This is a genomic window from Mesorhizobium sp. M0478 (assembly GCF_040321305.1).
Taxonomy (GTDB): domain Bacteria; phylum Pseudomonadota; class Alphaproteobacteria; order Rhizobiales; family Rhizobiaceae; genus Mesorhizobium.
The window spans coordinates 195,910-220,850 of record NZ_JAMYRH010000003.1 but is presented as its reverse complement, the minus strand read 5'-3'; the positions used below and the strand labels follow the sequence as shown (position 1 = coordinate 220,850).

Genomic DNA, 24,941 nt, shown 5'->3' with positions numbered 1-24,941 from the left:
GCGGTCGTCGCCGGCTTCGCCAATCGCCAACGTTGCAGGATGAGCGCCGAGGCTGCGGCCAGCTTCTTTCTCCCCGTCACTATACGGGGAGAAATGCCCGGCAGGGCAATGAGGGCGGCGCCAACATCTGAAACTATCGAGCTAAAGCTCCTCGGAATGCTCGACAGCCACACCATACTCCGCAGCCGAATCCAACATCGTGTGCCACAGACTTTCGGCAAACGTCGCAAACACCAGGAGGTTGAACACCGCCTGCCCATCCGCCTTGTCACCACCACGCCAGAGCGTGACGCTGGTGTGATCCATCGAAGTCGCGGCAGCAGCGCCAACCGGAAACGCATCGGGATGCAAATCAATCGACGACAGTTTCGCCAGCATGGCGCGCGCCTTGGGGCCGCAGACGCTGATCAGCACGCGGGCATGCGATTGGTCGGATAGTGAGGCGGAAGATGCAAAGGTCTGAGCGAGCACCTCAGTCCTGCCACCCTTCGACAGGACAAAAAACTGATCCGGTCCCGACCAGATCAGCGTCGCATCCGCGGTGCCAACCGCCTTCGGCGTTTCCGGAGCCGCGACGCCGAAACGAGCGTTCGCCGCCTCGGCCAAATCACCCGCCTTGCCGCGCCGTGCCATCACCTGGACGAGGTCGAAATTACGGATCTCGGTCAGCGACACACCGGCATCGCCTTGCACGCCGTAAGCGCCAGGAGCGAGCGCGCGCTCGAGCGGGCTACGAACATCCCAGGAAAAATCAGCCACGCTGGCGCCCTCCATCGGGATCGTAGAAGACGGGATTGCAGAGTTCGACATCATAGTCTTCACCGCGCAGCGGATCATGCGCGTGGACGATCTCGCCGATGCGTTCGCGGCCGCGCTCGACAAGGCCGAGACCGATCCACTGGTCGAGCGCCGGCGAGAAGCAGACCGAGGTGACGTAGCCCTGGTCGTTATCAGGCCCGGGCGTCTGGCCCTTCGGGATGATGTGCGCGCCGGAGCGCAGGCGGCGCGCCTTGTCGACCGGCTTGATCCCGACCACGACCTGCCGGTCCGGCGCCACCAGCGCCTCGCGGCCGGCCATGACGCGACCGATGAAATCCTTCTTGGTCGACATCATCTTGCCAAGGCCGAGATCGGCGGCGGTCGTCGTGCCGCTCAGTTCCGGCCCAGCGACATGGCCCTTTTCAACGCGCATGACGCCGAGGGCTTCTGTGCCATACGGCGTCACGCCGAACGGTTTTCCCGCCAGCATCAAATTGCGTGCCATCGCTTCACCGTAACGCGCCGGCACCGAAATCTCGAACGCCATCTCGCCGGAGAAGGAGATGCGGAACAGCCGCGCCTTGATGCCGCCGCGCAAAGCGACTTCGCGCACGCCCATGAAGGGAAAACCTTCGTTCGAAAGGTCCTCGGCAGGGTCGACGATTTCCTTCAACAGGTCTCGCGTCCTTGGCCCGGCAATCGAGAATTGCGCCCACTGGTCGGAGACTGAGGTCAGTTGCACGTCGAGTTCGGGGAATAGCACCTGCCGGCAGAATTCGAGATGCTGCATCACCAGCCCGGCCTTCGCCGTGGTCGTGGTGAGGAAATAATGGTCATCGGCCAGCCGCGAGGTCGTGCCGTCATCATAGACGAGGCCGTCCTCGCGCAGCATCAGCCCGTAGCGGGCTTTTCCCACGGCAAGGTTTGAGAAGGTGTTGATGTAGACGCGGTCGAGGAAGGCGCCGGCATCGGGGCCGTGCACATCGATCTTGCCCAGCGTCGAGACATCGCAGAAGCCGACGCCGCCGCGCACCGCCTTGACTTCGCGGGTCACGGATTCCAGCCAGTCCTTCTCGCCCGCGCGCGGATACCATTGCGCGCGCTTCCACAGGCCGGTGTCGACAAAGATCGCGCCCTGTTCGGCCGCCCAGTGATGCGACGGCGTCAGCCGCGTCGCATGGAAATTTTCGTCGCGATGGTGGCCGGCAAAAGCGCCGATGGCGACCGGCACGTAGGGCGGGCGATAGATGGTCGTGCCGGTCTCGGGAATGGATTTGCCCGACACCGCCGCCATGATGGCGAGGCCGGCGACATTGGACGTCTTGCCCTGGTCGGTCGCCATGCCGAGCGTGGTGTAGCGCTTCAGATGCTCGACCGATTCAAAGCCTTCGCGCTGCGCCAGCTCGATGTCGGATGCGGTGACATCATGCTGCTGGTCGACGAAAGCCTTGCCTTTGCCGGCGACGTGCCAGAGAGGCGTCAGCGAGAAGGCCTCGTCGCTGGCGGTCGGCGGTGATCCAGCGCTGCCCGACCGCCCCGCTTCGCGTGCGGCCGCCGCACCAGCTTCAAAACCTTCACGCAGGCAGGCGCCGAGGCCAAAGGCACCGTTGGCGGCACCTGCCGCGACCATACCGGGCGGCGCGCCGTCCGGCACGAAGGCGGCGATGTCGTCTCGCCATTTCGGCCGGCCGCGATGGTAAGAGGTGAGCCCGACCGCCGGATTCCAGCCGCCGGAAACGGCAAGCCCGTCGGCCTCGACCTCGGCGCGCGCGCCGCCGGTCAGCGACACCGCTATTTTTCTTACGCCGTCCTTGCCGCCGTCGACGCCGCTGACCGAGCCGTGCAGCACGGTGAAGCCGTTCCTGGAGGCGAGGGAACGATGGGCAGGCGAGACGTCAGTCCGCGCATCGATCACCGCCGCGACCTGCAGTCCGGCTGCGAGCGCGGTCTCGACCGTGCGCCAGCCATCCTCATTGTTGGTGAACAGCGCAACACGCTTTGCCGGCGTCGCGGCATAGCGCGCGACATAGGTCCGCATCGCCGACGCCATCATTACGCCGGGCGTATCGTTGCCGGCAAAGACGATGGGACGCTCGATCGCGCCTGCAGCCACAACACAGCGCTTGGCCACGATGCGCCACAGCCGCTGTCGCACCTGATGCTCGGGCGGAACCGGCAGATGATCGTTGACGCGTTCGATCGCGCCATAGGTGCCGCCGTCATAGACGCCGAACAGCGTCGTGCGCGTCATGATGCGAACGTCAGGCATTGAGCTGAGTTCGGCCAGTGTGCGCTGGATCCATTCCGCAGCCGGCAGCCCATCGATCGTGCCGCCATCCGACAACAGACGGCCGCCGAGCGCAAAATCTTCTTCGCACAGGATGACGCGCGCACCGCTGCGGCCTGCAGCGAGTGCGGCGGCGAGACCGGCCGGACCAGAGCCGGCGATCACCACATCGCAATGCGCCCAGGCCTTGTCGTAGTGATCCGGATCGGGGGTGACCGCCGCGCGACCCAGACCCGCGGCGCGTCGGATCGCCGGCTCGTAGACCATTTCCCAGAATTTTGCCGGCCACATGAAGGTTTTGTAGTAGAAGCCGGCGACGAAGATCGGTGCGAACAGCTGGTTCACCGACATCACATCGTGGCGCAGCGACGGCCAGCGGTTCTGGCTGGCCGCTTCGAGGCCTTCATAGAGTTCGGCCGTCGTGGCCTTGGTGTTGGCCTCGCGCCGTGCGCCGGTGCGCAGTTCGACCAGCGCGTTGGGTTCTTCCGAGCCCGCAGTCAGAATGCCGCGCGGACGATGGTATTTGAACGAGCGGCCGACCAGCTTGACGCCATTGGCGACCAGCGCCGACGCCAGCGTGTCGCCCTGGAAGCCGGAAAATGTCGTGCCGTCGAAGCGGAAGGTGAGGGGGGTGGAACGGTCGATGAGACCGCCGGATGAGAGACGATGAGAGGTCACGATGTCCAGCCTCTGATCCATATGGTGTCATGGCGAAGGATGGCGCCGCCCCTTACCCTCCCCCTTGTGGGGAGGGTCGCTGCCCAGCAGCGGGGTGGGGGTGCGGCACCGCCCCCCCCCCCCCCCCGCGGTGCGCCCACCCCACCACGCGGGGGGGGGGGGGGGGGCCCCGCCCGCGGGGGGGGGGGGGGCCGCGGCACCGACCCCCACCCGGACCTGCGGTCCGACCTCCCCACAAGGGGGAGGTAGGGGGCTGGCGCTTTTCGCGACGGCTGTGGTCTCGACAGAATAGCTCATGTCTCCACCTGGCTCGCACCAGCCCCCGCCGCCGGTTCCACCGCCGAGATCTCGTGCGTCAGCGTGTTGCGGGTGACCTTCAGCCAGGCCCGGCAGCCACCGCCGTGATACCAGTTCTCTGCCATCACGCCGGCGATGTTGTCGCGCAGATAGACATAGTCGTAGACGGCATCTTCGCCGGCATCCGCCGCCGGCCGTACAGGCTTGGCATCGCCGAGATAGCTGAACTCGCCGAGTTCGCGTTCGCCGCAGAAAGGACAGGTGATACGCATCTTGTTCCGGCCGCCTCAATGCAGGTTCGGTTGGGCGCCTTGGCCCTTTTCGTCGATCATGGCGCCGCGCTGGAAGCGGTCGAGCCGAAACAGCGCCGCCTCCTTGTGCGTTTCGTCACGCGCCAGAAGATGGGCAAAGACCAAGCCGGAACCGGGCGTCGCCTTGAAGCCGCCATAACACCAGCCGGCGTTGAGGTAGAGCCCATCGACCGGCGTCTTGTCGATGATCGGCGAGCCATCCATCGACATGTCCATGATGCCGCCCCATTGGCGCAGAAGCCGTACCCGGCCGATCATCGGGATCAGCGCCATGCCGCCTTCGCAGACATCCTCCATGACAGGCAGATTGCCGCGCTGGGCGTAGGAATTGTAGCCGTCGATGTCGCCGCCGAAGACCAGCCCGCCCTTGTCCGACTGGCTGACATAGAAATGCCCGGCGCCGAAGGTCATGACGCCGGGGATGAGCGGCTTGATCGCCTCCGAGACGAAAGCTTGCAGCACATGGCTTTCGATCGGCAGGCGCATGCCCGCCATCGCTGCGACACGCGACGATGACCCGGCGACTGCCATGCCGACCTTGCCGGCGCCGATCTTGCCGCGCGACGTCTCGACGCCAGTCACCTTGCCGTTGCCGTCCCGGACAAAGCCGGTGACCTCGCAGTTCTGGATGATGTCGACGCCGAGTTCGCTCGCCGCATGGGCATAGCCCCAGACCACCGCGTCATGCCGCGCGGTGCCGCCGCGGCGCTGCAGGAGGCCGCCCTGCACGGGAAAGCGCGCATGGTCGAAATTCAGGAACGGCAGCATCTTCTTCAGCGCCGCCTGGTCGAGCAGTTCGGCATCGATGCCATTGATGCGCATGGTGTTGCCGCGCCGCGCATAAGCGTCGCGCTGCGCATCGGAATGATAGAGGTTGAGGACGCCGCGCTGGCTGACCATCGCGTTATAGTTGAGGTCCTGCTCCATCCGCTCCCAAAGCTTCATCGAAAGCTCGTAGAAGCCGGTATTGCCGGGCAGGCCGTAATTGGAACGGATGATGGTGGTGTTGCGGCCGGCATTGCCGGAGCCGATCCAGCCCTTTTCCAGCACGGCGACGTTTCTGATGCCGAACTCGCTGGCGAGGAACCAGGCGGTGGCGAGCCCATGGCCGCCGCCGCCGATGATCACCACATCGTAGTGGTCCTTGGGCGCCGCATCGCGCCAGGTGCGCTGCCAGTTCTTGTGGCCGGAAAGGGCAGCACGGGCGAGCGAGAAGAGCGAATATTTCATCAGGTCATTCCGAGGTCGCTCGCACCGCTAGGACGATTATATGTCCAGCGTGTGGTCGCGCTCCCATTGCGTGAAGTGCGAAGCATAGGAATTCCATTCCTGGTGCTTCAGCTTTAGATAAGCCGACGAGAATTCCTCACCCAGCGCCGCCTTGAGCGATTTGTCCTTGTCGTATTCGCGAAGCGCGTCGAGCAGGTTGAGCGGCAGCTTCGGCGCGCCCTTCACAGTGTGACCGTTCTGGTACATGTCGATGTCGTAGCGCTTGCCGGGATCGGCCTTGGAGCGGATGCCGTCGAGACCGGCGGCAATGATGACGGCCTGCAGCAGATAAGGGTTTGCGGCGCCGTCCGGCAACCGCAGCTCGAAGCGGCCGGGGCCGGGCACGCGCACCATGTGAGTGCGGTTGTTTCCGGTCCAGGTCACCGTGTTCGGCGCCCAGGTGGCGCCCGAAATGGTGCGCGGCGCGTTGATGCGTTTGTAGGAGTTCACCGTCGGGTTGGTGATGGCGGCCAGCGCCGAGGCATGTTTCATGATGCCGCCGAGGAAATTCTTGCCCTTGGCCGACAGGCCGAGTTCCATCGCGTTGTCGGCAAAGACGTTGACCTTGCCGGCCTTGTCCCAGACCGAAATATGGGCGTGGCAGCCATTGCCGGTCAGGCCCTGGAAAGGCTTTGGCATGAAGGTCGCGCGCAGGCCGTGTTTCTCGGCCACCGACTTGACCATGAACTTGAAGAAGGAGTGCTTGTCGGCGGTGGCGAGCACATCGTCGAAGGCCCAGTTCATCTCGAACTGGCCGTTGGCGTCCTCATGGTCGTTCTGGTAGGGGCTCCAGCCCAGCGCCAACATGTGGTCGCAAATCTCGGCGATGACATCGTAGCGGCGCATCACCGCTTGCTGGTCGTAGCAGGGTTTTGAAGCCGTGTCGTATTTGTCGGAGATGACGCTGCCGTCCGGCGAGATCAGGAAGAACTCTGCCTCGACGCCAGTCTTGACATGCATGCCGTCATTGGCGGCTTCCGCGATCAGCCGGCGCAGCGTGTTGCGCGGCGCCTGCTCGACTTCCTTGTCGTCCATGATGCAGTTGGCGGCGACCCAGGCGACATCGGGCTTCCACGGCAGCTGGATCACCGAATCCGGATCCGGCACCGCCAGCATATCAGGATGCGCCGGCGTGAGGTCGAGCCAAGTGGCGAAACCGGCGAAGCCGGCGCCGTCCTTCTGCATGTCGGCGATCGCCTGCGCCGGCACCAGCTTGGCGCGCTGGCCGCCGAACAGGTCGGTGTAGGAAATCATGAAATATTTGACGCCGTTCTCTTTGGCGAATGCGGCGAGATCGTTCCCCATTATAGTTCCTCGCTTATTTTGATGTGTTTTTTAGAAGCCGTTTTTCCCCGGTATCCAGTTGGTGCCGGCCAGCGGCACGCCAGCCATGGCGGCGGCTTCGATGGTGAGGGCTACGAGATCCTCGGGCTCGAGATTGTGCAGGCTGTTCTTGCCGCAGGCACGCGCAATGGTCTGCGCCTCCAGTGTCATCACCTTGAGGTAGTTCGCCAGCCGCCGTCCGGCGGCGATCGGATCGACCCGCTTCATCAGTTCGGGGTCCTGCGTGGTGATGCCCGCGGGGTCGCGACCCTCGTGCCAGTCGTCATAGGCGCCGGCGGTGGTGCCAAGCGCATTGTATTCGGCCTCCCAGCGCGGGTCGTTGTCGCCGAGCGCGACGAGCGCTGCCGTGCCGATCGACACCGCGTCGACGCCGAGCGCCAGCGCCTTGGCGACGTCGGCGCCATTGCGGATGCCGCCCGACACGATCAGCTGCACCTTGCGGTGCATGCCGAGATCCTGCAGCGCCTGCACCGCCGGCCTGATGCAGGCAAGCGTCGGCTGACCGACATTTTCGATGAATACTTCCTGGGTGGCCGCCGTGCCGCCCTGCATGCCGTCGACGACGACGACATCGGCGCCGGCCTTCACCGCAAGTGCTGTGTCGTAATAGGGGCGGGCGCCGCCGACCTTGACGTAGATCGGCTTTTCCCAGTCGGTGATCTCGCGCAGCTCGAGGATCTTGATCTCGAGATCGTCCGGCCCGGTCCAGTCGGGATGGCGTGAGGCCGAGCGCTGGTCGATGCCCTTCGGCAGCGTGCGCATTTCGGCGACGCGGTCGGAAATCTTTTGTCCCAACAGCATGCCGCCACCGCCGGGCTTGGCGCCTTGGCCGACGACCACTTCGATGGCGTCGGCGCGGCGCAAATCCCTGGGGTTCATGCCGTAGCGTGACGGCAGGTACTGGTAGACCAGTTGCTTGGAATGCCCGCGCTCTTCCTCGGTCATGCCGCCGTCGCCGGTGGTGGTCGACGTCCCGGACAGGGTCGCGCCACGGCCGAGCGCTTCCTTGGCCGGGCCGGACAGCGACCCGAAGCTCATGCCGGCAACGGTGATCGGGATTTTCAGCTCGATCGGCTTCTTGGCATAGCGCGAGCCCAGCACGACCGACGTGTCGCACCGCTCGCGATAGCCTTCCAGCGGATAGCGCGAGATCGAGGCGCCGAGGAACAAAAGGTCGTCGAAATGCGGCAGCTTGCGCTTGGCCCCGGCGCCCCTGATGTCATAGATGCCGGTCGCCGCCGCGCGGCGGATTTCGGAAAGCGTGTAGTCGTCGAAGGTCGCGGATTTGCGCGGCGTCGTCGGCGGGTTCTTGTAGGTCATGCTGCCTCAATACGCGTCGGCGTTGTCGATATTGAAATTGTAGAGCGTGCGCGCCGAGCCGTAGCGCTTGAATTCCGACGGCTTGACGCCGGTGACGCCGGCGCGGTCGAGCAGTCCCTGCAGCAGTTCGATATGCTCGGGCCGCATCTCCTTGGCGATGCAGTCGGCGCCCAGGCTTTCGACCTTGCCGCGCACGAACAGCCGCGCTTCGTAGATGGAATCGCCAAGTGCGTCGCCGGCATCGCCCAGCACCACCAGATTGCCGGACTGCGCCATGAAGGCCGACATGTGGCCGATATTGCCGTGCACGACGATGTCGATGCCCTTCATCGAGATGCCGCAGCGCGAGGATGCGTTGCCCTCGATGACGAGCAGCCCGCCCTTGCCGGTGGCGCCGGCATACTGGCTGGCGTCGCCCTTGATGACGATCGAGCCCGACATCATGTTTTCGCCGACGCCAGGTCCGGCCGAGCCGTGCACGGTGATGGCAGCGCCGTCATTCATCCCGGCGCAGTAGTAGCCGACGCTGCCGCGCACATCGATGCTGACCGGCTGGTCGACGCCGACGGCAACCGAATGGCTGCCCTTCGGGTGCAGCACTTCCCACGCCGTTTCGTTGGAGCCGGGCGTCAGATTGTGAAGCGCCTGGTTGAGCTCTCGCAGCGACGACACATCGAGATCGAAGACCCGGGACGCCTGGTCTTGCGCCGCCTTCGAAAGTTTGGTTGCCGGCATGGGCTCAATGCTCCCAGAAATAGACGGTTGCGGGTTCCGGTTCCCAGACCCTCGCATTGTCTATGCCGGGCAGTTTGGTCAGCGCGCGATATTCCGAGCCGAAGGCGACATACTGGTCGGTCTCGGCCATGACGGCGGGCTTGCAGGCGATCGGATCGCGCACCACGCCGAAACCGTTCTTGGTGCCGACGACGAAGGTGAAGAAGCCGTCGAGGTCGGACAGCGTACCTTCCAGCGCCTCGCCGAGGTTCTTGCCATGCGCCATCTGCGACGAGAGATAGGCGGCGGCGACCTCGGTGTCGTTCTCGGTCTCGAATTTCATGCCCTCCCGCACCAGCTCACGTCGCACATTATTGTGGTTGGACAGCGAGCCATTGTGTACCAGGCACTGGTCGGCGCCGGTCGAGAACGGATGCGCGCCCATCGTGGTGACGGCCGATTCCGTCGCCATGCGGGTATGGCCGATGCCATGCGTGCCGGTCATCGAGCGGACGTCGAAACGGTCGACGACCGCTTCCGGCAGACCGACTTCCTTGTATATTTCCACCGCTTCGCCGGCGCCCATGATGCGCACGTCGGGGCGGATTGACTGCAGCGCTTCGCGCGCGGCATCGACCTTGTCGGGCGCGGTCCGGAGCACCGCATGCGTCGACTTCACCGCTATGCTCACCGGCGCGCCAATGGCCTTGGCGAGTTCGGCGTCGAGGCCGCGGAAATCGCGCTCGGGCTTCGCCGACTGGATGGTGATCTTGGCTTCATTCCTGGAAGGCGCGCCATAGATGGCGATGCCGGCGCTGTCGGGGCCGCGATCGCTGAGCGATATCAGCATCTGCGACAGCATCGAGCCGAGCTGCGGCTCAAGCGACTTGTCTTTCAGAAAAAGTCCGACGATTCCACACATGTCAGCCTCCCGGCGTTACCACTAGACGATGATGTATCGAATGCGTCGTGCGAATTCAATCGTATGAAAAAAATATTCCTGTAGTTACGTATCCGGCTCGATGCGGCCTTGTGAACTATCGCCGCCGTCGCGGGCGCTGTGAATCCATGTGGCGGTGCGGATGCGGGCTATTCTGTAGGCATCGAGGATCGACAGCGCATAGATCAGGAAGCCGCCGGCGTGGCGGCCGACGAAGCTGGCGTCGGCCGGCGCGATCTTGGCCGTCACCCAGGCGAGGATCACCATGAAGAACAGGAACTGCAGGCCGCGCACGGGCACGCCCAGAATGACGTGGCCGCTGGCCGGTAAGACGATTGCGGCGCCGAGCACCAGATACGGGTTTGTCGGTGCGGGTGCGCTCATGCGACCTGCCTTTCCTGTCGGTTGATGGCATCGCGCAGCACTGAGGCCGAGGTCAGCAGTCTCTCGACCAGCGTTGGATCCAGCCTTGCGCCGCCGAATGCGGCCTGCCGGAACACGCCGTAGCGCGCCCGCTCGGCCTCGGCCAGCAGCCAGACGATGCGCACGCCGTTCGGGGTGATCAAGAGTTCCTTGGCGCGGCCTTCGGCAAAGATGTCGAGATGGCTGGCGATCAGGTTCTGCGGAAAGCGCGCCGCCCTGAGGTCGGTTCGCAGCACGGCTTCAGCCGGAAATCCCGGAGCCTTCGGCAGCGTATGCTGAAGATGATCGAAATTGGAGAAGGTCGTCGGCGAGCCCGGCCGCATCATCATGTCGAAGGTCGCCGGCACCGCAACCGGCTCTGTGATCGTGACACTCAACCATCGCGCCGGCAGCTTTCGCGTTGCCAGCGTGTCGACGATGGTGCGCAGCTGCACGCGCTGTCCGTTCCATGTGCCGGCCCAGGTGACAACGCCGGCTGTGCCATCGGAGACATCAACGGCATCTGTGATGACGGTCCGGATGCTGGCTGCCTCGGCTGCAAGATCAGCCTTGGCCTTTTTGCGGCTGGCGCGCGTATGCCAGGCGAGGTGCAGGACGAGAGCCACGGCGACCGCCCCGGCCAGCAATGCTGTCGTCACGTCAGACACCTCGTCACGCCATGCCCGCCCAGACCGGCAGGCCCTCTCCTGTCAATAGCCCTGCGGCTTCGGCCACGGCATGGTGAACTGGTCGCCGCGGCGCACATAGCGGTAACGGTAGAAGTGGAACCACAGCGAGATCAGGAAGTAGAAGGCGACCATGGCGATCAGCTGCGTGCCGTAGCCGAGGAAGATCGCAAAGAAGGTCACCACGCAGAGGCAAAACAGCACGATCGCCGGGATCGGGTGGAACGGGTGCGTATAGCCGCGGCGGATCGTGCCCAGCGGCCACTTTTTGCGGAACATCATGATGTTTATGCTCATGAAGGTGTATTGCAGCACGCCCGACAGGATTGAGAAGGTGATCGCCTGGTTGAGGTCGGCGATGAAGGCGAAGGCGAGCGCGATCGGCAACAGGAACAGGATCGAGCGATAGGGCGTGCGGTATTTCGGGTGCACGGCCGAGAACCATGTCGGCAGATAGCGGTCGCGTCCAAGCGAGAACCACGCGCGGGCCGCATCGTTGATACAGCCATTGGCCGACGCCAGTGCCGCGAGCAGCGTGGCGACGAACAACAGGTTTTCCAGCAGCGGGCTGCCGGTCAGCTTGCCGGCGTCCCACAAGGGATAATAGGTGATACCGAGGTACTCCCAGGGCATCAGCGAGGCGCAGACATACCAGGTCATGGCGGCGGCGATCAAAAGCGTGATCATGCCGGCCATGGTGCCGTAAGGCAGCGAACGCGCCGGCGAGCGCACTTCCTCGGCGGCCTGCGTGGTGCCTTCGATGCCGAGATAGTACCAGATGCCGAACTGGAAGGCCGCGATGACGCCGATCCAGCCATAGGGCAGCGCATTGCCGGGGGTGACCAGTTCGTTGAGCTTCAGCACAGCACCCTGCGTCCAGGGGCTGACCGAGAAGAACAGGATAACGATCGAGACATAGGCTATCGCCGTGATGACGAAGTTGACGTTGAGCGTCATCAGCACGCCGCGATAGTTCAGCCATGCCAGCACGACGATGGTGGCGGCAATGAAGGAGTTGTGGGTGAGCCCTTCGACGCCGGCCTTGGCGACGATGGTGTCGCCGAGCAGGATGGCGTCCGAAACCTCCAGCATGGTGTAGGCAAAGACCAGGAACAGCGCGACGTTGAAGGCCATCAGCGGCCCGACAATGTGCTTGGCCTGCGCGTATTGGCCGCCGGCGGCGGCAACCGTCGATGTCACCTCGGAGTCGATCATGGCGACCGAAGTGTACAAGAGCCCGACCACCCAGCAGACGATCAGCGCCGCCAGTGCGCCGCCCTTGTCGGCCGAGAAATTCCAGCCGGTGAATTCGCCGACCAGCACGATGCCGACGCCAAGCGCCCAGACATGGGCCGGGCCGAGCACGCGTAGCAGTGAAACCCTGTCGCCGTGTATTGCCGGTTCAAGCGTGATCGTCATTGTTCAATCCCCACTCAGATCCGGTGTTTTTCGGAAGCGGCTTCAAGCTCGCCTTCGCGCGAGGAAGTCAGCACCTCCTCGGAATAGGTCGTGTCGATCTTGAACCAGTCGTAGAGCATCCACAGCGCAAGCACGACCGAGATGCCCCACGATGCGTAAGAGAGTGCGACCCACATGAGCGTGCTTCCCCAAAATCTCTGGCGTTACTTGTCGTCGAACTTTTCGTTGATGACGTCGCGATATTCGCGGTCGGAGGCGCGGAACAGGAAGACGAAATAGCCGATCAGCACCGCCGCCATGATGATCAGCGTCGGCCAGTCGATGATGTAGTGGAAGCGGTTCTGGATGATGTCGTGCGCGGTCTCCGGCGTATAGCCGAGCTTTTCCCAGATCGAGGCCATGGTCGGGTTCTGTCCCAACGCTTCCCAGGTTTTGGCATCGAGCGCGTCGATGGATTTCGCCGCACCCGCCAGGCCGAGTTTCAATGGCAGCCACAGCGCCACGAAAATGGCGACCACGACGACCACGATATCGAAAATCTGCCCGGCCTTGCCTTGTTCCGGCGGCGTGTAGCGCGACATGACTTCTACCCCTCAGGACGTTCTGTTTTCAGGACTTGCGGCTGCGGGCCGCGTCGGCGTTCTTGATGTCGAGACCGTAGATGAAGTCCTTGTCTTCCTTGTAGTGATTGACCATCGCCAGGATGGCGGCCGTATTGAAGATCAGCACGGCGGCGGCAGCGATGGCGACGACGATCTTGATCCCGGTGTCCGGGATGTAGGGCCATGTCATGACGAGCACGAAGAGGATCGTCGCCCAAAGGCAGATGATCAGGAGCGCGGACCCGCGCAGGTCGGAACGGTACAGCGTTTCGATGCGCTGCTGCAGGTCTGACATCGGTTTCCCCTTTTCCAGCGCCCGACCCCGAATTGGCCGCCCGCTGCCTCTTTCAACAGAGTGAAATTTTTTTCATAAATTCGGGCCGAATCCAGCAATTGTCAAGCCGATTTTACGTTGGGTTAACCGTTTGTCCCCAGCCGCGAATTTTGCCTGACAATGAAATTATTTGCTTCCGGGTATTGCGGCATCAGGACGTTTGCGATCAATATTCGACCAAATGCTCCCGCCTCGCGCAGGGAGCCGGGAACACAATAGAATTTTCGAACGGAGGATTTGCGGATGACGGCATCCTGGAGATTTTCGACCCTGGCGGATCGCCATCGCGCGTTAGGCTCGAAGCTCGAAGACTGGAGCGGCATGGGCACCGCCTGGACCTACGACAAGGACGCCGACGAGGAATACACCGCCATCCGCACCAGGGCCGGGCTGATGGATGTGTCGGGCCTGAAGAAGGTTCACATCACCGGGCCGCACGCCTCACACCTCATCGACCTGGCAACGACGCGCGACGTGGAGAAGATCTATCCCGGCAAGTCGGCCTATGCCTGCATGCTGAACGAGGCCGGAAAATTCACCGACGACTGCATCCTCTACCGCACCGGGCCGAACGCCTGGATGGTGGTGCACGGCTCCGGCACCGGCCATGAGGAATTGCAGCGCGCTTCCGTCGGCCGCGACGTATCGCTGCGCTTCGACGACAATCTGCACGACCTGTCGCTGCAGGGACCGACCGCGGTCGACTATCTCTCAAAGCATGTGCCGGGCATTCGCGACCTCAACTATTTCCATCATATGCAGACGCAGCTGTTCGGCTTTCCCGTCATGATCTCGCGCACCGGCTATACCGGCGAGCGCGGCTACGAGATATTCTGCCGCGGCCAGGACGCCGGCACGATCTGGGACAGGATCCTCGACGAGGGCAAGAGCGCCGGCATCATTCCGTGCCGCTTCACCACGCTCGATATGCTGCGCGTCGAAAGTTATTTGCTGTTTTATCCCTATGACAACTCGCAGAAATATCCGTTCGAGAACGAAGGCCCCGGCGACACGCTGTGGGAGCTCGGCCTCGACTTCACCGTCAGCCCCGGCAAGACCGGCTTTCGCGGCGCCGAAGAGCATTACCGCCTCAAGGGCAAGGAGCGCTTCAAGATCTACGGCGTGCTGCTCGACGGCAAGCAACCCGCGGATGAGGGCGCGCCGGTCTATCGCGACGGCAAAAAGGTGGGCGTGGTCACCTGCGCCATGTATTCGCCGCTGGTCGAGAAATCGATGGGCATCGCCCGCCTCGACGTCGACTGCGCGGTCAAGGACACCAAGCTCGAGATCCGCAACAAGAGCGGTTCGATCAGGGCGACGGCGCAGCCTCTGCCCTTCGACGATCCCAAAAAGACCAAGCGCACGGCGAAAGGCTGAGGCACAATCGACAGCGAGGGGTTTCGAGGTACGAAGTAGAGAATGGCAGCCAAAACGATCATCAGCCGGCCCATTTACGGAACCCTGTCCCCGCAGCCCGGCAAGCATCATCTTTTCGTGGCGGATGCGGAAGGCGCGCTGGCGATCGTCGATATGGCAAGGACGGCGCCCCCCGGCTTCTTCGACGGCGCCGAAATCGTCTTCATTCCCGGGGCCGACGGCAAGCATGTTGCCGCTCTTGAGGCACTGAAGTCCGCGCAATTTCATGTCGCGCCAACCTTCGCCAGCCTGCTGCCCCGGCTGAAGCAGACGCTTGCCAACGCGCATATGGGCCTGCGCCTCTATCTCGCCGGCACCGAAGGGCTGATCGGCCAGGCCATGCAGGTGGCGCTCGAAGCCGGCATCGATCATACCTCCATGCAGACCGAGCATCGCGGCTCATTGGCGCGGCGCATGCAGTGCGTGCATTGCAAAGGCATCACCGAAAATGTGACGACGCAGCCGGCCACCTGCGCGCATTGCGGCCTGCTGCTTCTGGTGCGCGATCATTATTCGCGACGGCTGGCAGCATTCCAGGGCGTCTGCATAAATGCCGAGGATCGCTCGGAGATTCCTCCCATCGAGGAGGTCTTCCCATGAGCACCGGCACCACCAAGCTCGATGTCGTCGTCAGCGACGTCGTCCCGGTCAACGAACTGGTGACGCGCTTCCATTTCCGCCGCCGTGACGGTGAGCTTTTGCCGACCTTTTCCGGCGGCGCCCATGTCGTGGTCGAGATGCGCGATGGCGACCGCACAAGGCTCAATCCCTATTCGCTGATGGGATCGCCGCTCCACACCCGCGAATACACCATCTCGGTGCGCCGCGACGATGTCGGCCGCGGCGGCTCGTTGTTCATGCACCGGAGCGTCAAGCCCGGTCTGGAGATGGTGGTCAGCTACCCCGTCAATCTGTTCTCGCTCGACCTCAGGGCAAAGAAGCATCTGATGCTTGCCGGCGGCATCGGTATCACGCCGTTCATGGCGCAGACCGCGCAGCTCGCCGGGTCCGGCGGCAATTTCGAGCTGCACTACACCTGCCGCACCGCCTCGCTCGGCACCTATGCCGATGTGCTGCAGGAGCGCTATGGCCGTCGCGTCCGGCTCTATCACGACGACCGCGACGAGCGCATCGAACTCGACCGTCTCTTGTCCTCGCAGCCGCTCGGCACCCATCTCTATGTCTGCGGCCCGGCCGGCATGATCAACTGGGTGCGCGAGCGCGCCACGGCTCTCGGCTGGCCGGCGGAGACCGTGCATTACGAGCATTTCGCGGCACCCCAGCCCGGCCTGCCGTTCGACGTCACACTTGCCGTCAGCGCCAAGTCCATCCGCGTCGGCGAGCAGCAGAGCCTGCTCGAAGCCATCGAGGCCGCCGGCGTCGATCCGCCCTATCTCTGCCGCGGCGGTGTCTGCGGCCAGTGCGAGACCAACGTCATCTCGCATGACGGCAAGTTCATCCACAACGACCACTGGCTGAGTGAGGAAGACCACCGCTCCGGCTGCAAGATCATGCCGTGCGTGTCGCGCTTCGAAGGCAAGTCGCTGGTCCTGGAAAGATAGGAGGCGAGCTTGGGCATCACCTTTCGCAAGGAAACGTTTCGCGACGATTTCACCTTCAGGAACAGCCCGGAACACATCAGGCGGTTTCCGTTTCCGTTCCACGAAGACAGCTACATGTATGCGGTCAACATCGAGCCGCATGTCGTCGGTCCCAAGGGCAGCGTGCTGGAAAACCTGATCGACGTCGACGAGCACTATGTCGCCGAGATGCAGGACCGCGCTTTGGTGCTGGCCGAGGATCCGCTGCGCTGCCAGTCGCTGCCGCACATGACGCTGGCCGGCTGGGACCTGCTCGAACTTTTGATGGAGCAACAGGCACTTGGCTATCCCGAGCATTTCACCCTGATCCGCGACGGCGACCGCTGGCGCTGGATCAACCGGCCGCTCGGCATCGACGACACCTTCACCTTCGGCGACACCTCGACACTGCCTTACGGGCCGATGGAGTACATCACCCGCCAGAGCCAGGGCGATTTTTGCATCCTCGACCAGCGCGACGGCAATCTGTGGATGGATGCCGGCATGGTCACCACCCAGGCCGACTGGTCGCTCGATTTCGACATCGGCATGAATTTTTTCGAATGGCACGCGCCGGTGCCGCTGGCGCATGAAAAGGGCATTTTCGTCAGGGCGCTGAAGTTCCTCACCAACATCCAGCAGGGCAAGCCGGCGCGGCGGCTGAACTGGACGATGACCATAAACCCGCGCCTCGACACCAGCCCGGAGAATTACCACAAATGGGGCCCGGACCGCGCGACGGTGACGCCCGAAAATGTCGGCGACAAGGTGCATCTGCGCGTCGAACTGCAAAGCTTCTGGCGCTTGCCGCGCTCGAACGGCATCGTCTTCCCGATCCGCTGCTATCTGATCAAGATGAACGAACTGGTGACACAGCCGAAATGGGCAAGGCGACTGCACCGGGTGATCCGGGATTTGCCGGAAGAGCTGGCCACCTACAAGGGCCTGACGCGGTATCGGCCGACGCTGCTCGAATGGCTGTCGAAGTTGGATGATGGCAGTGCGACGTCACCGGGGTTCGGGCCGGACTAAAGGCCCCCTCATCCGGCCGCTGCGCGGCCACCTTCTCCCCGAGCGGAGAAGAGATCGCCAGCGCTGACGCCAGACTCCTCTCCCCTCGGGGAGAGGTCGGATTGCCCCGAATTGCTCTTGCAATTCGGCCTTGGCAATCCGGGTGAGGGGGCTGCGGCGGTCCGATTACCCAGCGCTATTCTGCGGATAGCAAATGATCGACAGATACCGCATCGGCAGTTTTGTCAGCTGCTCCGGCCCATGCGGCGCATCGGCGTCGAAGAACAGGCTGTCGCCCGGCTTCATCGGATAGAGGTTGCTGCCGTGCCGGTACACCACCTCGCCCTCCAGCATGTAGAGGAATTCCATGCCCTCATGCTGGAAGGTCGGGAACACATCCGAATCCTCGGTCAGTGTGATCAGATAGGGTTCGACGACGACGCCGCTGGTGTTGGAGCCGATATGGCCGAGCAGATTGTATTGATGGCCGGCGCGGGTGCCGCGGCGTTCGACATCTAGCCCTTCGCCGGCCTTGACGAAGACGGCGCTGCGCTCTTCCTCGAAACGCCGGAAGAAGGCGGTGACGGGAACGCCGAGCGCCCTGGACAGCGCCTGCAGTGTGGTCAGCGACGGCGAGGTGATGCCGTTCTCGATCTTCGACAGCATGCCCAGCGAAATATCGGTGGCGACGGCGAGATCGGCGACGGTGATGCCGAGCTTCTTGCGGAAGGCGCGCACCTCGCGCCCGATCGCCACCTCCAGCACTTTTTCGCGCTTGTCGCGAATGGCGTGCGGATTCTGCGTCAGCGGCGCGCGGATGGCCTTCCCATCAGCGGAGGTCTTCGGCAGCGGCTTTGCTTTTGCCGAAGCGGGACCAGCCTTGGAGTCGGAACTTGTCTTCGCCATCTCGCCCCCGAATCCCTGTGATTTATTTCACTCCAGGTGAACATATTCGGTGCCGATACAGAAACGCAACCGCGACAGCAAGCCCTTAAGTCGAATGGTGTCCGCTCAGGATTTGCGCTGTCATCAGTTTCTGCTGGAAATCTGGTGGGGCGAAATGCGGTTTCGCCATAAGCCCAGTTGACAGCATCGAAGAGGCAATTACTGTCACTGTGAGTGAAATTTGTTTCGTAAGAGCAATCCTAAGAAAAGCGTGAAGCGGTTTTCCCATAGGAACTGCGTCAAAGTCGAAATCATCCCGGGAGGCCTGCCATGAAAACGCGCGTTGCCGTCATTGGAGCGGGGCCATCCGGTCTGGCCCAGCTCAGGGCCTTCAAGTCGGCTGCCGACAAGGGCGCCGAGATCCCCGAAATCGTCTGCTTCGAAAAGCAGTCGGACTGGGGCGGCCTGTGGAACTACACCTGGCGCACCGGCCTCGACGAGCATGGCGACCCCGTCCACGGCTCGATGTACCGCTACCTCTGGTCGAACGGACCGAAGGAGTGCCTGGAATTCGCCGACTACACATTCGAGGAGCACTTCGGCCGTCCCATCGGCTCCTACCCGCCACGCGCGGTGCTGTGGGATTACATCAAGGGCCGGGTCGAGAAATCAGGCCTGCGCAAATGGGTGCGCTTCAACAGTCCGGTGCGCATGGTGACCTTCTCGGACGAGACGAGAAAATTCACCGTCACCGCGCATGACCGCACGAACGACGTCACCTACTCCGAGGAGTTCGACAATGTCGTCGTTGCCTCAGGGCATTTCTCGGTTCCCAATGTTCCTTATTTCGAAGGCTTTTCGACGTTCAACGGCCGTATCCTGCACAGCCATGATTTCCGCGATGCTATGGAGTTCAAGGGCAAGGACATACTGATCATCGGCCGCTCCTATTCTGCCGAGGACATCGGCTCGCAGTGCTACAAATACGGCGCCAGATCGATCACTTCCAGCTACCGCTCCAAACCGATGGGGTTCAAATGGCCGGAGAACTGGAAGGAAGTACCGCTGCTGCAGAAGGTCGTCGGCAAGACGGCGCACTTCAAGGATGGCACCACCAAGGACGTCGACGCCATCATCCTGTGCACCGGCTACCTGCATTCCTTCCCGTTCCTCACGGAAGAGCTGAAACTGAAGACCGCCAATCGCATGTGGCCGGACGGGCTCTATGAGGGCGTCGTGTGGGAGAAGAACCCGAAACTGTCCTATATCGGCATGCAGGACCAGTTCTACACTTTCAACATGTTCGACGCCCAGGCCTGGTTCGCCCGCGACGTCATCATGGGCCGTATCAAGCTGCCGTCGGTACAGGCGATGGCCGAGCACGGCGCCAAGTGGCGGGCACGCGAAGAGACGCTGGAAGACGCCGAGCAGATGATCTGGTTCCAGGGCGACTACACCAAGGAATTGATGGACCAGACCGACTATCCCGGCTTCGACGTCGAGGCGGTCAACCAGACCTTCATGGAGTGGGAGCACCACAAGGCGGAAGACATTATGAGCTTTCGCGACCACGCCTACCGCTCGCTGATGACCGGCACCATGGCGCCATTGCACCATACGCCCTGGCTGCAGGCGCTGGACGACTCGATGGAAAGCTATCTCCAGGTGAAGGGCGTGGCGGCGGAATAGGTCGGCGTGATGCAAAACAATGCGCCGGCACCGGCCCAGTTTCAATTCAGAGGGTAGTCGGGAGCCGCATCGGTCTCCGTCACCTTGACCCACACCAATTCGCTATAATAGGCACCCTCCGGGCCGGTGCCGTACATGGACAGTCTGTCAGCCATCAGCAGATGTGTCATGTCGTTGAGTGCCCGGCCGGTCGGCTCCTCGGGCCAGGCGAAGACGCCGTCGGTTTTGGCGCCGAACCTCACATCGGTGCAGCCGAAATCGATCTCGACCTTCCAGGATAGCAACGGCCTGATATCGCTGGGCGGCGGGCGCGGCGGATCGGGCTGCTCGAAGTGATGGTCGACCGAGACTCTCGTCGGCACTGCCGGCGTGATGCCTTTGGCTTTGAAGGAGGCGATGGCGTCGTCGCCAAATCTTGCGAGCAGGCCAGCGTGCCATAACCGGTAGGTCGCGCGGAAAAAGCCGCTGACCCGGATAGATTTGCCGTCGTTGTTGAAGACGTTCACAGCGGCGTAGAAACGGCGCAGTCGTGGCGCCAGCGCCGGCCAGTCGCATTCGGCCGGTGTCCCCGGCGTCGAGATGAAATCGTCAAGCAGATCGCTGCCGCGCACATTGGCGTTCAGCACCGTGCAATCCTCACCATGGATATGCCAGTGCCGCCGGAGCTCGGCTGCTGCGATGCCAGGCTTGCGCAGCTCTTCCACCGAGGCGCGAACCCGAGCAATCGCGTAGGACGTAGCCGCATCCAACGTCTCAAACCCCGAAACCACATGCTCGCCGGTCTTGGCCATGTCGAAGACGACGACAGTAAAAGGCGGTTCGCGCTGATCGGACATTCGGCAGCAAGCTCAGGCTGGTCGAGGATGAAGCAGCTTTCCGCGCGAAAATGCGCCAAAGTCAAGAGCTGGAGCGCGGCCTGCCATTTCCAGAAGAGGCGAACTCCAGAAGAGGCGAAACCGTCTATCCGAGCCGTGCTTGAGCTTTCGCGGCTCAGGGGTCGGAGACCGACCGCGATGATGTCGATGGCAGGTTGTTGCCAGCCCGCGACAATGCCGCGACCCTGGACCGTGCGATGAACACTTCCTGGCCGAGATCGCGTGTGCCGGCCACGGGGCAGGTGATGATAATCACTTCAATCCAGCGGATAGTCGGGAGGCGCCTCCGTCTCGGTCACTTTGGCGGTTAGTATCTCGCAGTCGTTGGCCCAGTCGGGGCCATCGCCGCGCATGGCCATCATGTCGGCCATCAGCAGGAGCTGCATGGTTCTGAGCGCCCAGTCGGTGGGCTCTTGCGGCCAGGCGAAGATTCCGGCGGCGTCGCCGCCGAACTTCACGTCATGGCAGACGAAACCGACCTCGACCTTCCAGGATCGCAGCGTCACGCCTGGCGGCGGGTAGGGCGGGTCGGGCAGCTCGAAGTAATTGGCGACCATGAGCTTCGTCGGCTCCGCCGGCTCGATCCCCTTGGCCTTGAAGGCGGCAATGGCGTCGTCGCCAAAGCGCTCGAGGAGGCCGTCTCGCGTCAGCCTGTAGGTCGAGCGAAAGAAGCCGCCCGCCCAGACGGATTCGTTGTTGCCGTTGGAGATCAGCAGCGAGGCGCGGAAGCGGCGCAGCCTTGGCGCGAGAACTTGCCAGTTGCATTCGGCCGGCATCGACGGCGTCGCAATGAAATCGTCGAGTAGATCGCTGCCGCGCACTCCGGCGTTCAGCACCGAACAGTCTTCGCCATAGAGGTGCCAGAGCTGGCGAAGCTCAGCAGTGGCGATGCCGGGCTTGCGCAAGTCCTCCACCGAGGCGCGAACCCGCGCAATGGCGTAGGACGTCGCCGCCTCCAGCGTCTCAAACCCCGAAACTACGTGCTCCCCGTCCGGCTCGCCGGTCTTGGCCATGTCGAAGACGAGTACGGCAAAAGGCGGTTCGCCGGGATTGGACATTCAACAATTATCCTAGTCTTGCCCGCGCCTTCGCCGTCCAGGCATTGAACAGCCGGTCTGCGACGATGCCGATGAAAGCGATGGCGAGACCCGCGACAATGCCGCGTCCGGAATCGGCCTTGGACAGCGCGATGAAGACTTCCTGGCCGAGGTCGCGTGTGCCGACCATGGCGCAGATTATGATCATCGCCAGCGCCATCAGGATCGTCTGGTTGACGCCCAGCATGATTTCGGGAAGCGCCAGTGGCAATTGTACCCGAAAGAAGGTCTGGCGCGGCGTGCAGCCGGAAACCTTCGCCGCCTCGATCAATGCCGGCGGCACTTGCCGGATGCCGTGATTGGTGTAGCGGATCGCCGGCACCACGGCGAAGGCGACCGTGGCGATCATGGCGGTGACGTCGCCGACCCGGAACAGCATCACCACGGGAATGATGAAGCAGAAGGACGGCAGCACCTGCAGCGTGTCGATGATGGGCGTGACGATCTTTTCGAAGCGGTCGCTGCGCGCGGCCATCAGGCCAATCGGGATGCCGATCAGGCAAGCGATGAAGGCCGAGATGCCGCAGAGATAAACCGTCGCCATGGTCTTTTCCCACAGGCCGGTGACGGCGCAGAAGGCGGTCAGCGCGGCGACGAGGGCGGCGAGACGCAGGCCACCGAACTGGTAGCCGGCGAGGCCGAGCAGGGCCACCGCGCCGAGCCACGGAAAGCCTTCGCAGAAGGCGCGCAGCGGGTTCAGTACATTGAGGATGAGCGCCACGCGAAACGCTTCGATCACGTCGAAGAAGTTGATCGTCACCCAGCTCACCGCCGCCTTCCACAGTGGCGCGGTGGTGAAGGTGATCTCCTTGGGCACCGCTGCGAACGCCGGTACGAACGGGCCGAGCAGCGTCGTCACGACCAGGATGGCGATGGCCAGCGACAGATTGGGATAGCGCCGCCAAAAGCTCTGGTTCGCCTGCTGTTGAACATGGCCCTTCGCCTGTTTGTGGGCGATGGCTTGGCTCAACCGGTCGAGCCCGATTGCGAGTGCCACAATGGCGAGCCCGGCTTCCATCGCTTCGCCGACCTTCAGCGCACGCAACGCCAGCAGCACATCATAGCCGAGGCCGCCGGCGCCGATCATCGAGGCGATGATCACCATGTTCAGCGCCAGCATGATCACCTGGTTGACGCCGATCATCAGTGTCGGCCGCGCCGACGGCAGCAGCACGCGCCACAATTTCTGCCGCGCCGTGCAGCCGGCCATCTCTGAGAAATCGTCGATCTCTGACGGCACCCGCGACAGGCCGAGCATCGTCGCCCGCACCATCGGCGGCGTGGCGAAGATGGCGGTGGCGATCATCGCCGAGACCGGGCTGTTGCCGAACAGGAGCAGCATCGGGATGAGATAGGCGAAGGTCGGGATGGTCTGCATCAAATCGAGGGCAGGTGAGATGATCAGCCGCTCGGCCCATGGCTTGCGCCACGCCCAGATGCCGGCGAACAGGCCGGTGACGATGCAGAACGGCACCGCGATGGAAATCAGTGCCAGTGTCAGCATGGCGCTGGTCCATTGGCCGAACAGCGCGGTGTAGAGGAAGCAGCCGCCGACGAGCATGCCGAGTTTTCTACCGCCCACGGCATGCCCGGCGATGAAGGCGGCGGCGCAGACGCCGATCCAGGACAGGCGCGGCAGGACATAGGCATCGGCACCATGACCAATCTTGAAATTCTTGGCCAGCAGGTCGAGCGCGAAATCGAGGGGAACGCCGAGCACCGCGGTGATCGAGCGGGTCAGCCAGGACAAGTTCGACTTGATCCAGCGCATCAGCGCACTGACCCAGTCGGCGACCGGGATAACCGCCTCGGCCGGATAGTTGACGGCCCAGGGCAGTCTGTCCTGCAGCAGAAACACCACCAGCACGGCGGCCAGCGCCAGCGCCCAGATCAGCAGCCAGCGCTGAACCGGTGGCCTCGTTTGGCTGGCGCTTGCAGTCACCGTCATGCGCCGGCTCTTTGCTTGTCGATGCCGGCCAGCAGTCCGATCACGGCTTGCGGCGTCACCTCGCCGATCGACTTGCCGCTGCCGTTGACCACCGCGAACGGTTTTCCCGAAGCGACGATGCTGGCCGAGAAGCTGGCGATCCTGGCGTCGGGCGAAACCGTGCCGCCATGCTCGGAGCCATCCAGGGCACGCATCAGGCTGCGCGCCGAAATCACCTTGGCGCGGTCGACATCCCGGGTGAATTCGGCGACATAGTCGGTCGCCGGATTGACCACCAGTTGCTCCGGTGTGCCGATCTGGATGACCTCGCCGTCCTTCATGATGGCGATGCGGTCGGCCAGCCTGATCGCCTCGTCGAAATCATGGGTGATGAAAACGATGGTCTTGTGCAGCATGGTCTGCAGCCGCATCAGCTCGTCCTGCATCTCGCGGCGGATCAATGGGTCAAGCGCCGAGAACGGCTCGTCGAGGAACCAGATCTCCGGCTTGGTCGCGAGGCTGCGGGCGATGCCGACGCGCTGCTGCTGGCCGCCGGAGAGTTCGCGCGGATAGAAATGCTCGCGGCCGCGTAAGCCCACGAGATCGATCACCTCCCGCGCTCTCGCTTCGCGCGTCGGCCGGTCCTGGCCCTGGATACTCAGCGGGAAGGCAATGTTCTCCAGCACGTTCAGATGCGGCAGCAGCGCGAAATTCTGGAACACCATGCCCATGCGATGGCGCCGCAGTTCGATCAGCGCCGAATCGGAAATCTTGAGCAGATCGTTGCCTTCGAATTCGACCTTGCCGTGGGTCGGCTCGACCAGCCGCGACATGCAGCGCACCAGCGTCGACTTGCCGGAGCCGGACAGCCCCATAATGATGAAAATCTCGCCCTGGCGGATTTCGAGATCGACGGCGCGCACCGCGCCGACCAGTCCGGCCGCGGCGATGTCGGCCATGCTGGCCTTGCCGTCACGCTCGCGGATGAAGCTGGCCGCGTTCGACCCGAACAATTTCCAGACATTGCGGCAGGCAAGCTTTATCGGCCGCACATCCTTGGGCGTGCCAGTTGCCTGCGGTTCAGTCGCTTCCGTCATCC

General features: G+C 63.3%; 24 protein-coding genes. 5 read left to right on the top strand and 19 right to left on the bottom strand.

Features of this window, described 5'->3' with window-relative positions:
• Nucleotides 1-141 precede the first annotated feature (141 nt).
• The 14 genes from NKI64_RS09020 to NKI64_RS08955 all read right to left on the bottom strand — a co-directional run bounded on the left by NKI64_RS09020 (nt 142) and on the right by NKI64_RS08955 (nt 13,323).
• A complete protein-coding gene (locus NKI64_RS09020) occupies nt 142-759 on the bottom strand; it encodes a sarcosine oxidase subunit gamma (protein WP_031201653.1) in 618 nt (205 codons plus the stop codon).
• Nucleotides 752-3,745 (bottom strand): sarcosine oxidase subunit alpha, encoded by a 2,994-nt coding sequence (locus NKI64_RS09015; RefSeq protein WP_352667620.1) that lies wholly within the window; start codon nt 3,743-3,745, stop codon nt 752-754. Before NKI64_RS09015 ends, NKI64_RS09020 begins: the two co-directional genes overlap by 8 nt.
• Before the next feature lie 272 nt (nt 3,746-4,017).
• The gene (locus NKI64_RS09010) at nt 4,018-4,293 is read right to left on the bottom strand and encodes a sarcosine oxidase subunit delta (RefSeq protein ID WP_023684437.1); all 276 of its coding nucleotides are present in this window, start codon (nt 4,291-4,293) and stop codon (nt 4,018-4,020) included.
• A 15-nt stretch (nt 4,294-4,308) separates the two neighbouring features.
• On the bottom strand, nt 4,309-5,562 hold the full coding sequence (locus tag NKI64_RS09005) for a sarcosine oxidase subunit beta family protein (RefSeq protein ID WP_023740642.1): 1,254 nt from the start codon (nt 5,560-5,562) through the stop codon (nt 4,309-4,311).
• 36 nt (nt 5,563-5,598) lie between these two features.
• A complete protein-coding gene (gene glnT, locus NKI64_RS09000) occupies nt 5,599-6,906 on the bottom strand; it encodes a type III glutamate--ammonia ligase (protein ID WP_352667616.1) in 1,308 nt (435 codons plus the stop codon).
• 30 nt (nt 6,907-6,936) lie between these two features.
• Entirely contained in the window at nt 6,937-8,265 is a 1,329-nt protein-coding gene (locus tag NKI64_RS08995) for an FMN-binding glutamate synthase family protein (protein ID WP_023729272.1), read from the bottom strand.
• 6 nt (nt 8,266-8,271) lie between these two features.
• Nucleotides 8,272-9,000, bottom strand: coding sequence for a GltB/FmdC/FwdC-like GXGXG domain-containing protein (locus tag NKI64_RS08990; protein ID WP_023668551.1), 729 nt, complete (start codon nt 8,998-9,000; stop codon nt 8,272-8,274).
• A 4-nt stretch (nt 9,001-9,004) separates the two neighbouring features.
• Nucleotides 9,005-9,901: a class II glutamine amidotransferase gene (locus tag NKI64_RS08985; protein ID WP_023668550.1), complete on the bottom strand. Its 897-nt coding sequence runs from the start codon at nt 9,899-9,901 to the stop codon at nt 9,005-9,007.
• 84 nt (nt 9,902-9,985) lie between these two features.
• Entirely contained in the window at nt 9,986-10,303 is a 318-nt protein-coding gene (locus NKI64_RS08980) for a hypothetical protein (protein WP_023668549.1), read from the bottom strand.
• On the bottom strand, nt 10,300-10,989 hold the full coding sequence (locus tag NKI64_RS08975; protein ID WP_023704841.1) for a hypothetical protein: 690 nt from the start codon (nt 10,987-10,989) through the stop codon (nt 10,300-10,302). Before NKI64_RS08975 ends, NKI64_RS08980 begins: the two co-directional genes overlap by 4 nt.
• A gap of 42 nt (nt 10,990-11,031) precedes the next feature.
• Entirely contained in the window at nt 11,032-12,426 is a 1,395-nt protein-coding gene (locus tag NKI64_RS08970) for an APC family permease (protein ID WP_023668547.1), read from the bottom strand.
• A 14-nt stretch (nt 12,427-12,440) separates the two neighbouring features.
• A complete protein-coding gene (locus NKI64_RS08965) occupies nt 12,441-12,602 on the bottom strand; it encodes a hypothetical protein (RefSeq protein WP_023668546.1) in 162 nt (53 codons plus the stop codon).
• Between the two features lie 27 nt (nt 12,603-12,629).
• Nucleotides 12,630-13,007 (bottom strand): hypothetical protein, encoded by a 378-nt coding sequence (locus NKI64_RS08960; RefSeq protein WP_023668545.1) that lies wholly within the window; start codon nt 13,005-13,007, stop codon nt 12,630-12,632.
• Nucleotides 13,008-13,035: 28 nt separating this feature from the next.
• Nucleotides 13,036-13,323: a hypothetical protein gene (locus NKI64_RS08955; RefSeq protein ID WP_023804352.1), complete on the bottom strand. Its 288-nt coding sequence runs from the start codon at nt 13,321-13,323 to the stop codon at nt 13,036-13,038.
• A 282-nt stretch (nt 13,324-13,605) separates the two neighbouring features.
• Between NKI64_RS08955 and NKI64_RS08950 the strand changes: the two genes are divergently transcribed.
• From NKI64_RS08950 to NKI64_RS08935, 4 genes are read left to right on the top strand one after another with little or no spacing between them, the layout of a single operon-like run.
• Entirely contained in the window at nt 13,606-14,739 is a 1,134-nt protein-coding gene (locus tag NKI64_RS08950; RefSeq protein ID WP_023668543.1) for an aminomethyl transferase family protein, read from the top strand.
• A 42-nt stretch (nt 14,740-14,781) separates the two neighbouring features.
• A complete protein-coding gene (locus NKI64_RS08945) occupies nt 14,782-15,378 on the top strand; it encodes a dimethylamine monooxygenase subunit DmmA family protein (protein ID WP_023668542.1) in 597 nt (198 codons plus the stop codon).
• A complete protein-coding gene (locus NKI64_RS08940; RefSeq protein WP_352462066.1) occupies nt 15,375-16,340 on the top strand; it encodes a PDR/VanB family oxidoreductase in 966 nt (321 codons plus the stop codon). Before NKI64_RS08945 ends, NKI64_RS08940 begins: the two co-directional genes overlap by 4 nt.
• Nucleotides 16,341-16,349: 9 nt before the next feature.
• Nucleotides 16,350-17,390 carry a heme-dependent oxidative N-demethylase family protein gene (locus NKI64_RS08935; RefSeq protein WP_352667612.1) on the top strand — a complete coding sequence of 347 codons (1,041 nt, stop codon included), beginning with the start codon at nt 16,350-16,352 and terminating at the stop codon, nt 17,388-17,390.
• A 165-nt stretch (nt 17,391-17,555) separates the two neighbouring features.
• Here NKI64_RS08935 and NKI64_RS08930 read toward each other — a convergent pair whose 3' ends face one another.
• Entirely contained in the window at nt 17,556-18,275 is a 720-nt protein-coding gene (locus tag NKI64_RS08930) for a helix-turn-helix domain-containing protein (protein ID WP_352667609.1), read from the bottom strand.
• Between the two features lie 309 nt (nt 18,276-18,584).
• On the opposite strand from NKI64_RS08930, the gene NKI64_RS08925 reads away from it, so the two are divergent.
• Nucleotides 18,585-19,943 (top strand): trimethylamine monooxygenase, encoded by a 1,359-nt coding sequence (locus tag NKI64_RS08925; RefSeq protein ID WP_023668538.1) that lies wholly within the window; start codon nt 18,585-18,587, stop codon nt 19,941-19,943.
• Between the two features lie 41 nt (nt 19,944-19,984).
• Here the strand turns inward: NKI64_RS08925 and NKI64_RS08920 are convergent, their stop codons facing one another.
• The 4 genes from NKI64_RS08920 to NKI64_RS08905 form a co-directional block, all read right to left on the bottom strand.
• The gene (locus NKI64_RS08920) at nt 19,985-20,779 is read right to left on the bottom strand and encodes a hypothetical protein (protein WP_023709928.1); all 795 of its coding nucleotides are present in this window, start codon (nt 20,777-20,779) and stop codon (nt 19,985-19,987) included.
• Between the two features lie 296 nt (nt 20,780-21,075).
• Nucleotides 21,076-21,876 carry a hypothetical protein gene (locus tag NKI64_RS08915; protein ID WP_023709927.1) on the bottom strand — a complete coding sequence of 267 codons (801 nt, stop codon included), beginning with the start codon at nt 21,874-21,876 and terminating at the stop codon, nt 21,076-21,078.
• A gap of 7 nt (nt 21,877-21,883) precedes the next feature.
• A complete protein-coding gene (locus NKI64_RS08910; RefSeq protein ID WP_023709926.1) occupies nt 21,884-23,863 on the bottom strand; it encodes an ABC transporter permease in 1,980 nt (659 codons plus the stop codon).
• The gene (locus tag NKI64_RS08905; RefSeq protein WP_023709925.1) at nt 23,860-24,939 is read right to left on the bottom strand and encodes a quaternary amine ABC transporter ATP-binding protein; all 1,080 of its coding nucleotides are present in this window, start codon (nt 24,937-24,939) and stop codon (nt 23,860-23,862) included. Before NKI64_RS08905 ends, NKI64_RS08910 begins: the two co-directional genes overlap by 4 nt.
• Between the last annotated feature and the right edge of the window lie 2 nt (nt 24,940-24,941).

Coding starts and splice junctions, on each gene's coding strand:
- NKI64_RS08965 (WP_023668546.1), bottom strand. CDS start 12,602: ATGTGGGTCGCACTCTCTTACGCATCGTGGGGCATCTCGGTCGTGCTT.
- NKI64_RS08960 (WP_023668545.1), bottom strand. CDS start 13,007: ATGTCGCGCTACACGCCGCCGGAACAAGGCAAGGCCGGGCAGATTTTC.
- NKI64_RS08925 (WP_023668538.1), top strand. CDS start 18,585: ATGAAAACGCGCGTTGCCGTCATTGGAGCGGGGCCATCCGGTCTGGCC.
- NKI64_RS08970 (WP_023668547.1), bottom strand. CDS start 12,426: ATGACGATCACGCTTGAACCGGCAATACACGGCGACAGGGTTTCACTG.
- NKI64_RS08950 (WP_023668543.1), top strand. CDS start 13,606: ATGACGGCATCCTGGAGATTTTCGACCCTGGCGGATCGCCATCGCGCG.
- NKI64_RS08995 (WP_023729272.1), bottom strand. CDS start 8,265: ATGACCTACAAGAACCCGCCGACGACGCCGCGCAAATCCGCGACCTTC.
- NKI64_RS08915 (WP_023709927.1), bottom strand. CDS start 21,876: ATGTCCAATCCCGGCGAACCGCCTTTTGCCGTACTCGTCTTCGACATG.
- NKI64_RS08985 (WP_023668550.1), bottom strand. CDS start 9,901: ATGTGTGGAATCGTCGGACTTTTTCTGAAAGACAAGTCGCTTGAGCCG.
- NKI64_RS08930 (WP_352667609.1), bottom strand. CDS start 18,275: ATGGCGAAGACAAGTTCCGACTCCAAGGCTGGTCCCGCTTCGGCAAAA.
- NKI64_RS08905 (WP_023709925.1), bottom strand. CDS start 24,939: ATGACGGAAGCGACTGAACCGCAGGCAACTGGCACGCCCAAGGATGTG.
- glnT (WP_352667616.1), bottom strand. CDS start 6,906: ATGGGGAACGATCTCGCCGCATTCGCCAAAGAGAACGGCGTCAAATAT.
- NKI64_RS08910 (WP_023709926.1), bottom strand. CDS start 23,863: ATGACGGTGACTGCAAGCGCCAGCCAAACGAGGCCACCGGTTCAGCGC.
- NKI64_RS08955 (WP_023804352.1), bottom strand. CDS start 13,323: ATGTCAGACCTGCAGCAGCGCATCGAAACGCTGTACCGTTCCGACCTG.
- NKI64_RS08940 (WP_352462066.1), top strand. CDS start 15,375: ATGAGCACCGGCACCACCAAGCTCGATGTCGTCGTCAGCGACGTCGTC.
- NKI64_RS08945 (WP_023668542.1), top strand. CDS start 14,782: ATGGCAGCCAAAACGATCATCAGCCGGCCCATTTACGGAACCCTGTCC.
- NKI64_RS08990 (WP_023668551.1), bottom strand. CDS start 9,000: ATGCCGGCAACCAAACTTTCGAAGGCGGCGCAAGACCAGGCGTCCCGG.
- NKI64_RS09005 (WP_023740642.1), bottom strand. CDS start 5,562: ATGAAATATTCGCTCTTCTCGCTCGCCCGTGCTGCCCTTTCCGGCCAC.
- NKI64_RS09015 (WP_352667620.1), bottom strand. CDS start 3,745: ATGGATCAGAGGCTGGACATCGTGACCTCTCATCGTCTCTCATCCGGC.
- NKI64_RS08920 (WP_023709928.1), bottom strand. CDS start 20,779: ATGTCCGATCAGCGCGAACCGCCTTTTACTGTCGTCGTCTTCGACATG.
- NKI64_RS08980 (WP_023668549.1), bottom strand. CDS start 10,303: ATGAGCGCACCCGCACCGACAAACCCGTATCTGGTGCTCGGCGCCGCA.
- NKI64_RS09010 (WP_023684437.1), bottom strand. CDS start 4,293: ATGCGTATCACCTGTCCTTTCTGCGGCGAACGCGAACTCGGCGAGTTC.